This window comes from Kribbella sp. C-35, assembly GCF_046549195.1.
GTDB lineage: Bacteria > Actinomycetota > Actinomycetes > Propionibacteriales > Kribbellaceae > Kribbella.
Map to the genome: position 1 here is coordinate 163,894 of NZ_JAJPWG010000009.1, position 13,167 is coordinate 177,060.

Below are 13,167 nucleotides of genomic sequence, written 5' to 3' on the forward strand. Positions count from 1 at the left end.
GGGCTCGTTCACCCTCTACACGAACGCGGCCCGGTCAGATCGACGGCTGAGCAGAAAAAGTACGGCGATCAACGGCAACGTCACGAGGTACGCCGTCCGCAGATCGACGACCCGTGCGAGTACGGCGAGGAGCGCCGGCGCGATGAGGATCGCCGTACCGGAGGCCATTGCGCCGACTGCGGCGAGACGGGCCGAGCTGAGGCCCGGGGTTGCGACTAGGGCTGCGAGCGTTACTGGGTACAGCGGGGCGACTCCGAGACCGGCCACGACCAGGCCGAGTGCGACCACGGCCGGGGCGTCGAACAGGCTCACCAGCAACGTGCCGCAAGCCGCGAGTGCGCCTGAGGGGAAGACCGGCGACCAACCGCGGTAGCGGATTGGTCCGATCGCGCGGCCGACCGCCATACCGATCGGGAACGCACTGCCGAGCAGCGCGGCAGCTGCTGTGGGCAACCCGCTGGCAACCAACCGCGCCACGGCCCACACCACGAAGCAGAACTCGACCGACACCGACAGCACGACACGGAGCCACCCCGCGCCGACATCCATGACAACCCGCCGCCCCACCCGCCGCCACTTCCGCCCCAACCCAACAGCCGGAGCCGAATCAATCAACACCGGCACACCGGCCTCCTCTTTCGACTCCCATGGAGGTTTCGAGGCCGTTGGGTGGGGTGGGCGGGAGCGCCGAGTTAGCAGCGCTAGGAAAAGGAGCGGAGGGGCCGCGGCGAGCATGGCGTAGCGTCCGCTGGGGCCTAGACCGTCGAGGGTGCCGATTGCTAGCGGCGCTAGGATTCCGGTCCCGCTGGCGACCGCGTTCACCCGACTCAGGCGGGCGGCGGCCGTCGGCCCGTTCAGCATCAGCGGAGCGACCAGAACGAGGAGCGCGCCGCCGAGCCCGACCAACAGCCCACCGGCGATAGCCACCACGTACGCCGGAGCGACCGCGATGAGAACCGCGCCCACCGCGCAGACGACCGACCCGAGTCCAAGCACCGTCGGCATCGACCAGAGCTTGAGCATCCGCGGACCGACCACCGCGACCAGCAACAGCCCGACCGCGAACCCCGACGACAGCAGCGCCAGCCGGCTGGTCGGCTCGTCCAGATCCCGCGCGAGGATCGCCACACAGGCGCCGAGCCCCGCCAGCACGAACCCCATCGCGGACAGCGCGATCCCGATGCGTATCTCGTCGCCGCGGGCACCGCTCCGCGGCGGGGCCTGTGCGCCCGCGGTCATTCCAGACCTTTGAACAGCGCGTCGAGCCGGTGCAGATCAGCCAGCTCGATGTCCGCCGAAATGCCCTTCAGACCGGCCGTGAGCGCACCAGAGGCCTGGCCGGCCGACAACCCGACGACGGTGTCCTCGACCACCAGACACTGCGTCACGGGTACGTCGAGAAGCTCCGCCGCCCTCAGGTACCCCTCCGGGTCCGGCTTGCCACGGCTGACGTCGTCCACCGTGACGAGGATCGACGGCGCGATCCCGGCCGCGGTCAGTCGTACCTTCGCGAGCTGGGCCGGCGCACTGGTGTAGACCGCCCACGGCACGCCGATCCGATCCAGCGTGGCGAGCAGATCCAGCGCACCCGGCTTCGCCACCACACCGTCGACGTCGTTGACCTCGAGATCGAGCACCCGCGCCGCCGCCGCAGCACGCTCGGCCGGCGTCGCGTCGGGCAGCATCTGCGCGACGGTCGCCACCGCGGGGTTCCCGTGCGCGACAGCGAGCACCTCGGCCGGCAACAGGCCGTACTCGGTCGCCCAACGGCTCCAGCTCCGGTCGACGATCGCGTCGGAATCGACCAGAGTGCCGTCCATGTCGAACAGGACCGCGCGGATGTCCCGGATCTCCATGTGCCCTCCTATTAAACTCGTCCTCCGAGCATAACGGGAAGGGCAGTGATGACTCCAGTACGTCGTGGACAGTGGCAGACGGCTGCGGACGTGCTGACCCAGCTCACCCGTCAGCCCGGGATCACGCGGGCGGCGGTCGCGCGGGCGCTGCGGTTGAGCACGGGTTCGGCGACCGAGGTGACCGCTCGGCTACGCGACGTACGGCTGCTGACTGAGGTTCCAGCTCCCAGTCAGGGTCGTGGTCGGCCGACCACGGTGCTGCAGCCGCATCCGCAGGGACCTGTGGTGTTCGTACTCGACCTGCGGCAGAGCAGTTGGCGGAGTGCGGTCGTAGCACTCGACGGGTCGCTGCAGGAACCGCAGTACAAGCGACACCGCAGTCGGCGCGCACAGGTCGTGCTGAACAACCTGAGGCGTGAGGTGGAGCAGGCGCAGCAGCGGTACGGCGCTCGGCTCCAGATGGTGAGCCTCGCCGTACCGGGCACTGTCCGTGACAACCACCTGATGCAGGCACCGACGCTGGAGTGGGTCGAGCTGGACCTCGCACAAGTCACTGGCGACACCGGCGTACCGCTGCTCGCTGGCAACGACGCGACGCTGAGTGGGGTGGCCGAGGCGCGTACTGGCGCTGCTGCAGGAGCTGGTACGGCGGTACACCTGATCATCGAGGTGGGGATCGGCGGGACGCTGCTGATCGATGGGGTACCGGCACAGGGCGCGTCGGGAGCAGGTGGCGAGTACGGCCACATGCCGTTCGGTGACCGGTCCCGTACCTGTCCGTGCGGTGCCCGTGGCTGCTGGGACCTGGAGATCGACGGACGCGCTCTGGCGCGCTACCTGAAGCAGCCGACGCCGGACGACCCCGTTGCCTACACAGAAGAGGTACTCCGTCGCACTGACCGGGCTGCCCGCGCCGCAGTGACCAGTGTGGTCACCTCACTCGGCTACGGCATCGCAGGCCTCGTGAACGCGCACGACCCGGACGTGGTGACGATCGGCGGCTTGGCGATCCCTCTGCGCGCAGCTGCGGAGGAGACCTTCGCAGAGGCGTACGAGAGCGGTCTGATGACATTCCACCGCAGTACTCCCCCACCGGTCTTGCCGGCAACACACCAACTCGACGGCCCACTCCGCGGCGCAGCCGCCCTAGCACTCGACCAACTCACCAGCGAACAAGCCATCGCCGCCTGGGCCGCCCAGCGCTAGTCGGCAGCCTCTACGCCTTCTGCAGCCTCTTCGGCCTTCGGCTTGGGGACGATCGGGGGTTCTACCTTGGCCAGGATCTCGAGGATGTCGTGGCGGTGGTGCTGGATCTCGTGGGCGGTGTGCCGGATGAGCCAGCCCAGCGTGCGCGGGGCTCGGACCGGGTAGTTGTAGAGGCCCAGCTTCCCCAACTCCTGCGGCTGCAGCACTCGCGCCGCGGCCCCGAACTCGCGCGCGTTCCGCACCAGCGCGGCTGCGACCTCCATCGGGTCCTGGAGCTCGTACTTCTCCTGCTTCACCCGCCCGGTCCGGTCCATCGGCGCGTACACGGGCCGGTCCTCAGCCAGGCACTGCGCGATCCGGTACCGCTGCACCTCGAGTACGTCGCGCACGTGGCATGCGTACTCGATCGCCGACCACACGTCCGGCTCCGGTCGCAGGCGCACCACGTTCGGATCCGGACCGGCCGCGGCCTTCGTCAGGGCCATGCTGCAGTCCGCCGACTGCCGGACGAGCAGCGTCACCGTGCTCTGCAAGGTCCCGGTGTCGTAGTTGAAACCGCACTGCTCGCAGTACCCGTCGACCGGGGGCTGCTGCTTGCTCAACTGCCACTCCCTCTGAATCTCCACGCATGATCAACCGGACCGATGCCGTCGCCGAGCGCGAACCCGGCCGCGATCGCCCCGGTCACGTACTCCTTCGCAGCGCCGACAGCACCCGGTACGTCGTACCCACGAGCAAGGTACGACGCGATGGTGCTGGCCAGCGTGCATCCCGTGCCGTGCGTGTGCCTGTTGTCGGCCCGGAGCGCGCTGTACGACCGCCGTACGCCTGGACCGTGCAGCACGTCGACGGACGCCGTACCGACGTCGTGTCCGCCCTTCACCAGTACCCACGACGCACCTGCCTCGAGCAGAGTCTTCGCAGCGATCTCCCGGTCCTCCACCGTCTCCAGGTCGATGCCGGAGACCGGACCGAGCTCCGTGAGGTTCGGAGTGAGGACTGTGGCCAGCGGGACGATCTCCGCGCGCACCGCCTCCATCGCGTCGGCCGCGAGCAGAGCGTCGCCGTGCTTGGACACCGACACCGGATCGACCACGATCGGCACCTCCGGCGGCAGGGTCCGCAGCAGCGACGCGACGACGCGGACCATCGACTCGGACGCCAGCATGCCCGTCTTCACCGCGTCGACCCCGATGTCGTCCACCACGCTGCGGAACTGGGCGCGGACCTGCTCCTCCGGCAACTCCCAGGCGCCCTGGACGCCGATGCTGTTCTGCGCGGTGATGGCAGTGAGCACGCTCATGCCGTGCACACCGTTCGCGAGCATCGCCTTCAGATCCGCCTGGATCCCGGCCCCGCCGCCGGAGTCGGAACCGGCGATCGTCAGCACTCTGGGGGGCGGCATCTCAACTCCTGAAATGGGCGTGTCCGGTGTCTGCAGCATACGGCGCGCCGTCCACGGTCACGGTCCCGGCCGGTCGCTCCTCGTTGCCCTCAGCAACCGAGCCGATCACGGTCCAGCCCTCGGGGACGTCGGCCGGCTCGAAGGTACCGACCAGGGCGTGGTCCTCGCCGCCGGTCAGCACGAATTTCATCGCGTCCACACCGGTCGCCGCAGCCACCGCCTGCAGCGGCTCGGGCACCGTCAGCGCCTTCGTGTGCACGTCGATGATGACCTGGCTCGCCGTCGCGATATGGCCGAGATCGGACAGCAGGCCGTCGCTCACGTCACACAACGAGGAGGCCCCGGCGAGCGCGGCCAGCGGACCTTCGGCGTACGGCGGTTGCGGGCGCCGATGCGCCTCGACGACGGCCCGTGGCGAGCGGAACCCGCGAGCGAGCACCGCCCAGCCCGCCTCGGCCCAGCCGAGCCGGCCGACGTACGCGACCTCGTCACCCGGACGGGCACCCGAGCGCAGCACCGGCGGACGGCCGTCCAGTGAGCCGAACGCGGTCACCGAGACGACAATCTTGTCGGACTGGACCGTGTCGCCGCCGATGATGCTCGCCTCGACCAGCTCGCACTCGTCGACAAGGCCCTGGTTCAGCTCCAACGCCCAGGCGGTCGGCAGGTCGGCCGGGCCGCCGAAACCGACCACGAGCGCGGTCGGGCGGGCACCCATCGCCACCACGTCGGCCAGGTTCTGTGCGGCGGCCTTGCGGCCCACGTCGTACGCCGACGACCAGTCCCGGCGGAAATGCCGGCCCTCGACCAGCAGGTCCGTCGTGATCACCATGCGGCCGTCCGGCACCGCCATCACGGCCGCGTCGTCACCGGGACCGACCAGGACGTCCTCACCTGTGGACAGCCCTTTGGTGACGGCCGCGATCAGGCCGAACTCACCCGTGCTCCCCAACGTCTCTGTCACGTCAGCAGACCTCCCATATCGCTAGGCGGAGTCTAGGCGGTACCGTGACCGGGCAACGAAGAGTACGCCCGGACGTCCCGCAGTACGCCTGCGGGTGACCGGAGCCAGCTGAGGACGACTGAGTGGAGAACGACGTGGTGGTCCAGGCCTACATCCTGATCCAGACCGAGGTCGGCCGTGCGGCCGACGTCGCGGCACAGATCGCCGAGGTCCAGGGCGTCACCCTGGCCGAGGACGTCACCGGTCCGTACGACGTGATCGTCCGCGCGGAAGCCCGCAACGTCGACGAACTGGGCAAACTGGTGGTTGCCCGGGTCCAGAACGTCCCCGGCATCACCCGCACCCTGACCTGCCCCGTCGTCCACATCTGACCCTCCACCACGGGGACCCGGCCACTTCTCAGCATGCCCAGACTCCCTTCCGCCGGACCGGCCCGTTCCCGTGCCCGGACCGTTGGTGCTGCACTCTGTGTGCTGCTGATCGCCGGGTGCAGCCCGGGGCCAACGCCTGTGCCGGTCCCCTCCCCCGCGCCTGAGGTGGCAGCCGCCTGCGCCGAGCTGGTCAAGGCACTCCCCGCCAAAGTCCTCGACGCCGAACGCCGCGAGGCCTCGCCGAAGAGCCCTCTGACCACGGCGTACGGCGACCCGCCCATCGAGATGACCTGCGGCGTCACGCCCCCGGCCGGCATGGCCGAAGCCCAGTCCCAGTGCTTCGAGGTCAACGGCGTCGGCTGGTTCGCCAAACAGGTCGAGAACGGCTTCATCTTCACCACCATCGGCCGCAGCCTCTACTTCGAGGTAGCCGTCCCCGCCAAATACACCCCCGAAGCCAACGCCCTCACCGACGTCTCCGACGCTGTCCACAGATTCGACAAACTCGTCACACCCTGCACCTGACGACTGCATACTCCTTGACGAGATCGAAATTCGTCTGCCGAGTGGTGTCCGGTTGCCGGCGGCGGGGGCGACGTCTCGGGTGGAAGTGCCCTGTGGTGGGTGCTCGGAGGACGGGAGCGGTTGATGAAGTACATGATCCTGACTTATGCGTCGCAGCAGGACTACGACGGGATGGCGGGGAAGGACACGGGGAAGCCTGCCTGGAAGCCGGAGGACTTCGCGGCGATGGGGGCGTTCATGGAGAAGTTCAACAACGAGCTGATCGAGTCGGGTGAGCTGGTCGAGACGCGTGGCCTGGCGGCGCCGGTGCTGACCCGGCGGCTGGGGTCGAAGGACGGGCAGTCGGTGGTGACCGACGGGCCGTACGCCGAGACGCAGGAGGTGCTCGCGGGGTACTGGATCGTCGAGTGCGAGTCGTTCGACCGGGCCACGGAGATCGCGTCACGGCTCGCCGACACGCCGGCGCCCGAGTTCGTCCGCGCGACGGCGTACGCGGACATCCGCCCGCTCGTCGAAGGTCGCGACGAGCTGGTGGAGTGATCGACGATGACCGCGCATCTGGATGGGCCGCCGGCGTGGTCTTGGAGCCGTGACTCATGACCGTGCCGCTCGAGGAGCTGCTGCGGGAGTTGGCGCCGCAGGTTCTCGGGGCGCTGGTTCGGCGGTACGGGCACTTCGACACGGCTGAGGACGCGGTGCAGGAGGCGCTGCTCGCGGCGGCGCAGCAGTGGCCGGTGGACGGGGTGCCGGACAGCCCGCGTGGCTGGTTGATCACGGTCGCTTCTCGTCGGCTGACGGATCTGCTCCGGCGGGAGCAGGCCCGTCAGCGGCGGGAGGACCGGGTCGCGGCCTGGGCGCTGCAGGGCGAGCCGGTCGGGGACGCGGACGACACCTTGGTGTTGTTGTTCCTGTGCTGCCATCCGTCGTTGTCGCCGGCGTCGCAGATCGCGCTGACGCTGCGCGCGGTCGGTGGTCTGACGACGGCGGAGATCGCGCGGGCGTTCCTGGTGCCGGAGGCAACCATGACGCGGCGGATCACCCGGGCGAAGGCCAGTGTGCAGGACAGCGGCGCGCGGTTCACGATGCCGGCCGATCGCGACGAGCGGCTGGGAGCGGTGCTGAAGGTCGTGTACCTGATCTTCAACGAGGGCTACGCGAGTACGACGGGGCCGAGCCTGCAACGCGTCGAGCTGGCGGCCGAGGGGATCCGGTTGGCGCGCATGCTGCACAGGCTGCTTCCGGATGACGCCGAGGTCGCCGGGTTGCTGGCGTTGTTGTTGCTGACGGACGCGCGGCGACCGGCGCGGACAGGGCCGCTCGGCGAACTGGTACCGATGGCGGAGCAGGACCGATCGCTGTGGATTCCGGAGCTGATCCGGCAGGGCGTCGAGCTGATCACGGCGACGCTGCCGCGTGGACCGGTCGGGCCGTACCAACTGCAGGCGGCGATCGCCGCGGTGCACGACGAGTCGCCGACGGCCGAGGAGACGGACTGGCGGCAGATCGTCGCGCTGTACGAGGTGCTGCTACAGCTCACCGACAACCCGATGGTTGCCCTCAACCACGTAGTCGCAGTCGCGATGGCGCAAGGGCCGGCAGATGGGCTCGCGTTACTGGGATCGGTCGAACACGACGACCGAATCGCCAAGGACCACCGCCTGTCGGCGGTCCGAGCACACCTCCTAGAGATGTCCGGTGACGCATCGGGCGCCCGAGCGGCATACGAGGAAGCAGCAAACCGAACAACCAGCATCCCCCAACAACGCTACCTCCGCACCCGCGCCAACACCCTCCCCAACCCCTGACAGCCACCCTCATCCCGCCCCCGCGCCACGTCCCGCTCCGGGGGCCGGTGCCCGCGTGGCGAGGCCGGTGAACAGGCTATTTCCTGGGCACTCGCACCAGTTCCTGTGCACTGCCCGCCAGGCGACCCAGGAAGCAATCCTCCCCAGCGCCCCCAGCAGCCCTCAGTTCCCCGGCTCCGGGGCGCCATCCACCGATCAGTCACACGAACGGATAACCCATCGTGTTGGGGGTTCTCCCCTGGTACGCGAGGGGAGAACCCCCAACACGAGGGGTTATCCAGCCCCGTCTGCGGGGGTCCTGTCCCGGGACGCGCGGCATCGCATGGCACGTCGACCCGGCCCCGAACGGATATACCGCCCGTGCGGCTCCGGGTGCTGCTCCGTCGGAGGACTGGTACACGGCGTACGCCGACCTGCACCCGCCGAGTCGTAGCGTTTCGTCGGTCTCGGGAACGGCGAGTCGTGGATCGAGGCTGCGATTGGCCGCCGAAACCCACGACTCGATGAACCCATCACGCCCTCGGTGCGGGTCTGCGGCGCAGTCGCCCCGTAATCACTCGCGTCACGGGGCGACGTCCACGGCTCCGGTGGGCGCGGCGGCTGGAAGCGGTTCGGCCCGACCGGCGCCGCGGCGTACGGAATGCCCTTGAAGGACAGGACGCTGCCGTCAGTTCCCCGGACGGGCCCGTACTGCGTGCTGGCGAGCGCCCATCCGGTGAGGTCAGCGGAGCCCGGTGGGGCGGGTCATGGCCAGTTGCAGGAGATGCTCGACGAGGGCCGCGTAGTCCTTGCCGGACTCTGCCCACAGCCGCGGGAACATGCTGGTCGGTGTGAACCCGGGCATCGTGTTGATCTCGTTGATGACGACCCGGTTGTCGGCGTCCAGGAAGAAGTCGACCCGCGCCAGGCCCTCGGCCTCGATCGCGTCGAAGGCGATCAGCGCCTTGGCACGGATCTCGTCCGCGATCGCCGACGGCAACTCGGCCGGCACCGACAGCGCGGTGTACTCCTCGCCCTCCGGCAGATACTTGGTCTCGAAGTCGTAGAAGTCGTGCCCGCCGCCCGAGACCGAGATCTCGCCGCAGACGCTGACCTCCGGGTTGCCGCCGTTCAGGCCGCCGAGGACCCCGACCTCGATCTCCCGCGGACTCTTCGCCGACGCCTCGACGATCACCTTCGGGTCGTGCGCCCGCGCCACCGCGACCGCCTCGTCGAGCTCGTCCAGGCTGTTCACCTTGCTGATCCCGAGGCTCGACCCGCCGCGGGCCGGCTTCACGAACACCGGGTAGCCGAGCGCGTCCACCGCCGCACGGCACGCGTCGGCGTCCCGCATCCAGTCCCGGTCGCGGATCACGACGTACGGCGTGACCTCGAGCCCGGCGGCCTGGAAGACGACCTTCATGTAGTGCTTGTCCATGCCGACGGCGCTGGCGAGGACGCCGGAACCGACGTACCGGATGTCGGACATCTCGAGGAGACCCTGGATGGTGCCGTCCTCACCCCACGGGCCGTGCAGCAGCGGGAAGACCACGTCGACCTCGCCGAGCGTGCTCGGCACCTGGTCGGGTTCGCTGACCACGAGTTCGCGGTTCGCGCCGAACAGCACCGGCATCGCGGTCACGTCGACCTCGGGGAGCTTGCCGTCGGTGATCGACAGCCGCTCCGGGTCGCCGCTCTCGAGCACCCAGTGCCCGCTGGTACTGATGCCGACCGGGACCACGTCGTACTTGTCCCGGTCGATCACCTGCAGGACGTTCGCGGCGGTCACGCACGAGATGGCGTGCTCGCTCGACCGGCCGCCGAACACGACGGCGACACGGGGCTTTCGCTGACTTTCCGAGTACTCACTCACCGGCTCGACTGTAGCGGCCCGGAGATCAGGTTCCGACCGGGGTTCGGTTAAGAACCCTTCAGATCGCAGTCGGTAGCGGCCCGTCCCAGGTGACTGGCAACGCTGTCACTCCGTACACGAGCGTGTTGTCTCTGTAGTCGATCTCCTCGAACGGTATGGCGAGTCGCAGCGTCGGAATGCGGGCGAACAACCGCGTGAACACCTCCTGCAGTTCGACCCGCGCGAGCTGCTGGCCGATGCACTGGTGCGGCCCGAACCCGAAGGCCACATGCGCCGCCGCGTTCCGCTCGAGATCCAGCCGGTCCGGGTCCGGGAACACGCTCTCGTCGCGGTTGGCGGAGGACAGCGCCGCGATCAGGTAACCGCCGGCGTCGATCGTCAGCGGACCGACGGGCAGGTTGTCGGTGACGTACCGGAACAGTCCGAAGTGCACCACGGACAGGTAACGCAGCAGTTCCTCCACCGCGGCCGGTGCGAGCGAAGGATCGGCCCGCAGCGCATCGAGCTGCGCCGGATTCGCTAGCAGCGCTAGCGTGCTGAGCGCGATCATGTTCGCGGTCGTTTCGTGGCCGGCGATCAGCAGCGTGACCCCAACCGTCACCAGCTCCTCCAGGCTCAGCGGCGTACCGAGCTCCTCGCCGCGGGTGATGAGCCGGGACAGCACGTCGTCTTCGCGATGTGCCTGCTTCGCCAGCACCAGGCCGACGATGTACTGGTTCAGCTCGTCACTGGCGCGCCCGATCTCGTCGGTCCACCCGTCGACCCGGACGAGCAGGGCGCTCCGCTCCTGGAACTCGTCGCGGTCCGCGTACGGAACGCCCAGCAGCTCGCAGATCACCAGCGACGGGATCGGCAACGCGAACTCCTGCACCAGATCCACCGGACCACCATGAGCCAGCATCGCGTCGATCCGCGATTCGATCATCGACGCGATCCGCGGCCGCATCGCCTCCATCCGCTTGACCGCGAACTCGGTCGCCAGCATCCTGCGCAACCGTTTGTGCGCCGCCCCGTCCACCTGCAGGATCGACCCCGACTCCGCCTCCCGGTCCAGATCGGCGTCCGGTACGACGTGATCGGACGGCGCCAGCCGCGAACTCAGCCGGCCGTCCCGGAGCAGGGTGCGGACATCGTCGTACCGGCTGATCACGTACGCGTCGACGCCGGCCGGCGTGGACACCTTCGCAGGCGCCTCGGTACGGCGGAACGCGGCGTACTCCTGGGCCGGATCGAACGGGCAACCGGACGGCCTGCGGACGGGAAAGCTCTCGGTCATCGCACCCCCAACGGAAGAATTTGGTAGTGACTACCATATGGCTGACGCTTCCGATTAGGAACAGGCTTGCGGCGCGTCGGAGGCGGTACCCTGCCCGCGGAGGTGCTGATGGGACTGCGCGAAGTGAAGCGGGAGCGGACCCGCCGGCTGATCGCGGACAAGGCGTTCGAGCTGTTCAGCGACAACGGGTTCGGCCGGACGACGGTCGAGCAGATCGCGGCGGCGGCCGAGGTCGGGCCGAGCACGCTGTACCGGTACTTCCCGACCAAGGAGGGGCTGGTCCTCGAGTTCGTCGACGACTGCCTGGCCGACGCGGTCGACTGGTTCCGCGAGCAGCCCGCTATGGATCTGTCGGACGGTCTGCGCGCGGTGATCGAGCGGGTCCTCGAGCAACTCGAGCGCAACCCGGACCGGATCCGCGCGGTGTTCGACCTGGCGGAGCAGACCGGGTCGGTGAGCGCCCACCTGAACGAGCTGATCTGGCGCTTCCGCACCGATCTCGCCGACGAGCTGGTACGCCGTTTGCCCACGGACGACCCGCGCCGCTCGGAGTTCGTCGCCGCCCTGTCCGCCGGGATTGCGATGAACATCATCGAGACGGTCGTCCGCGTCTGGGTCGACACCCCGGACACCGTCGAGGCGAAGGCGCTGGCCCGCCGCGCGATGCGCCTCCTCTGCACCGGCGGCGTCCCACTCCCCGGCGCACAAGACATCTGACCCACCCGACGCGCAGGACCCCTGACCCGCGCGACGCAATCCATCAGTGGGCAGGGAGAATTCGGGGCATGACTCCTGAGCTCGATCCGTCCACCGTCGTCGTCCACGCAGGTCGGCCGGAGCGGGTGCCGAATGCTCCGGTCGGCGAGTCCCCGGTCTTCAGCTCGACGTACGTCGCCGGCGGGGATCGCGGCTACGGGCGGTTCGGCAACGATGCCTGGACCGCACTCGAGGAGACCCTCGGCAAGCTGGAGGGTGGCCTCGCGCTGACCTTCGCCTCCGGAATGGCCGCCGCGGCCGCCCTCATCGACCTGATCCCGGTCGGTGGCCGCGTGGTCGCGCCGCAGCACGCGTATTCCGGCGTACTCGCGCTCCTCGACCAGCAAGCGGCGACCGGCCGGCTCAAGGTTGACCGCGTCGACATCGCCGACACGGACGCAGCCGTCCAAGCGGTCGACGGCGCTGACATGCTGTGGATCGAATCACCGACGAACCCCGCGATGGAGGTCGCCGACATCCCGGCCCTCGCCGCAGCCGGTCGTGCCGCCGGCGTAACCGTCGTCGTCGACAACACGTTCGCCACTCCCCTGCTCCAGCAGCCGCTGCGGCTCGGCGCGGATGTAGTGATGCACTCGGCAACCAAGTTCATCGCCGGTCACTCGGACGTCCTCCTCGGCGCGGTCGTCACCGCGGACGACGACCTGTGGTCGGCGATCGACCTGCGTCGCCGCAGCCTCGGCGCGGTCCCGGGCCCGATGGAGGCCTGGCTCGCGCTCCGCGGCCTGCGCACGCTGGCTCTCCGCCTCGAGCGGGCCCAGTCGAACGCCGCGTTCCTGGCCGAGCGGCTGCGCGAGCACCCGCGGGTCAGCCGGGTCCGCTACCCCGGTCTGCCGGACGATCCGGGACACGACCGCGCCGCGGCGCAGATGTCCGGCTTCGGCGCGATCCTCGCGTTCGAGCTCGGCGGCGACGCGGCCGGCGCCCAGAAGGTCTGCGAGAGCACCGAACTCTGGGTGCACGCGACCAGCCTCGGCGGCGTCGAGTCGATGCTGGAACGCCGCCGCCGCTGGCCGATCGAGGTCCCGACGATCCCCGAGGACCTGATCCGCCTGTCCGTCGGAATCGAACACCCCGACGACCTGTGGACCGACCTAGAGCAGGCGCTCGCCCGCTGACCTCCCCGCATCTGG

Annotated in this window: 14 protein-coding genes and 1 pseudogene; 7 read left to right on the plus strand and 8 right to left on the minus strand. The window is 69.4% G+C overall.

The window, feature by feature from the left end:
- Positions 1 to 15: 15 nt before the first annotated feature.
- Positions 16 to 1,239 (minus strand): MFS transporter, encoded by a 1,224-nt coding sequence (locus ACLJOO_RS41745; protein WP_410793812.1) that lies wholly within the window; start codon positions 1,237 to 1,239, stop codon positions 16 to 18.
- On the minus strand, positions 1,236 to 1,856 hold the full coding sequence (locus tag ACLJOO_RS41750) for an HAD-IA family hydrolase (protein WP_410793814.1): 621 nt from the start codon (positions 1,854 to 1,856) through the stop codon (positions 1,236 to 1,238). The genes ACLJOO_RS41745 and ACLJOO_RS41750 overlap by 4 nt, the downstream gene beginning before the upstream one ends.
- A gap of 48 nt (positions 1,857 to 1,904) precedes the next feature.
- On the opposite strand from ACLJOO_RS41750, the gene ACLJOO_RS41755 reads away from it, so the two are divergent.
- On the plus strand, positions 1,905 to 3,062 hold the full coding sequence (locus tag ACLJOO_RS41755; RefSeq protein WP_410793815.1) for an ROK family protein: 1,158 nt from the start codon (positions 1,905 to 1,907) through the stop codon (positions 3,060 to 3,062).
- Here the strand turns inward: ACLJOO_RS41755 and ACLJOO_RS41760 are convergent.
- Genes ACLJOO_RS41760 through ACLJOO_RS41770 form a run of 3 tightly spaced genes read right to left on the minus strand, consistent with a single transcriptional unit; the run spans position 3,059 to position 5,431 of the window.
- Entirely contained in the window at positions 3,059 to 3,664 is a 606-nt protein-coding gene (locus ACLJOO_RS41760; RefSeq protein ID WP_410793816.1) for a DinB family protein, read from the minus strand. The genes ACLJOO_RS41755 and ACLJOO_RS41760 overlap by 4 nt on opposite strands.
- Positions 3,661 to 4,467 carry a bifunctional hydroxymethylpyrimidine kinase/phosphomethylpyrimidine kinase gene (gene thiD / locus ACLJOO_RS41765; protein WP_410793818.1) on the minus strand — a complete coding sequence of 269 codons (807 nt, stop codon included), beginning with the start codon at positions 4,465 to 4,467 and terminating at the stop codon, positions 3,661 to 3,663. Before thiD ends, ACLJOO_RS41760 begins: the two co-directional genes overlap by 4 nt.
- Position 4,468: 1 nt before the next feature.
- The gene (locus ACLJOO_RS41770; RefSeq protein WP_410793820.1) at positions 4,469 to 5,431 is read right to left on the minus strand and encodes a thiamine-phosphate kinase; all 963 of its coding nucleotides are present in this window, start codon (positions 5,429 to 5,431) and stop codon (positions 4,469 to 4,471) included.
- A 137-nt stretch (positions 5,432 to 5,568) separates the two neighbouring features.
- Between ACLJOO_RS41770 and ACLJOO_RS41775 the strand changes: the two genes are divergently transcribed.
- The 4 genes from ACLJOO_RS41775 to ACLJOO_RS41790 all read left to right on the plus strand — a co-directional run bounded on the left by ACLJOO_RS41775 (position 5,569) and on the right by ACLJOO_RS41790 (position 8,132).
- Positions 5,569 to 5,802, plus strand: coding sequence for an Lrp/AsnC family transcriptional regulator (locus ACLJOO_RS41775; RefSeq protein ID WP_198682133.1), 234 nt, complete (start codon positions 5,569 to 5,571; stop codon positions 5,800 to 5,802).
- Positions 5,803 to 5,940: 138 nt separating this feature from the next.
- The gene (locus ACLJOO_RS41780; protein ID WP_410793821.1) at positions 5,941 to 6,327 is read left to right on the plus strand and encodes a DUF3515 domain-containing protein; all 387 of its coding nucleotides are present in this window, start codon (positions 5,941 to 5,943) and stop codon (positions 6,325 to 6,327) included.
- 123 nt (positions 6,328 to 6,450) lie between these two features.
- On the plus strand, positions 6,451 to 6,867 hold the full coding sequence (locus ACLJOO_RS41785) for a YciI family protein (protein ID WP_410793822.1): 417 nt from the start codon (positions 6,451 to 6,453) through the stop codon (positions 6,865 to 6,867).
- A gap of 56 nt (positions 6,868 to 6,923) precedes the next feature.
- Positions 6,924 to 8,132, plus strand: coding sequence for an RNA polymerase sigma factor (locus ACLJOO_RS41790; RefSeq protein ID WP_410793823.1), 1,209 nt, complete (start codon positions 6,924 to 6,926; stop codon positions 8,130 to 8,132).
- Between the two features lie 273 nt (positions 8,133 to 8,405).
- On the opposite strand, the pseudogene ACLJOO_RS41795 reads toward ACLJOO_RS41790, so the two are convergent.
- The 3 genes and pseudogenes from ACLJOO_RS41795 to ACLJOO_RS41805 form a co-directional block, all read right to left on the minus strand.
- Positions 8,406 to 8,819, minus strand: a pseudogene (locus tag ACLJOO_RS41795) (carboxylesterase family protein); the annotation flags it as partial.
- 34 nt (positions 8,820 to 8,853) lie between these two features.
- On the minus strand, positions 8,854 to 9,984 hold the full coding sequence (locus tag ACLJOO_RS41800; protein WP_410793825.1) for a D-alanine--D-alanine ligase family protein: 1,131 nt from the start codon (positions 9,982 to 9,984) through the stop codon (positions 8,854 to 8,856).
- 58 nt (positions 9,985 to 10,042) lie between these two features.
- Positions 10,043 to 11,260: a cytochrome P450 gene (locus tag ACLJOO_RS41805; protein ID WP_410793826.1), complete on the minus strand. Its 1,218-nt coding sequence runs from the start codon at positions 11,258 to 11,260 to the stop codon at positions 10,043 to 10,045.
- Positions 11,261 to 11,368: 108 nt separating this feature from the next.
- Between ACLJOO_RS41805 and ACLJOO_RS41810 the strand changes: the two genes are divergently transcribed.
- Positions 11,369 to 11,977, plus strand: a complete 609-nt coding sequence (locus ACLJOO_RS41810; RefSeq protein ID WP_410793827.1) for a TetR/AcrR family transcriptional regulator — start codon at positions 11,369 to 11,371, stop codon at positions 11,975 to 11,977.
- 68 nt (positions 11,978 to 12,045) lie between these two features.
- Positions 12,046 to 13,152, plus strand: coding sequence for a trans-sulfuration enzyme family protein (locus ACLJOO_RS41815; RefSeq protein ID WP_410793829.1), 1,107 nt, complete (start codon positions 12,046 to 12,048; stop codon positions 13,150 to 13,152).
- The last annotated feature ends 15 nt before the right edge of the window (positions 13,153 to 13,167 follow it).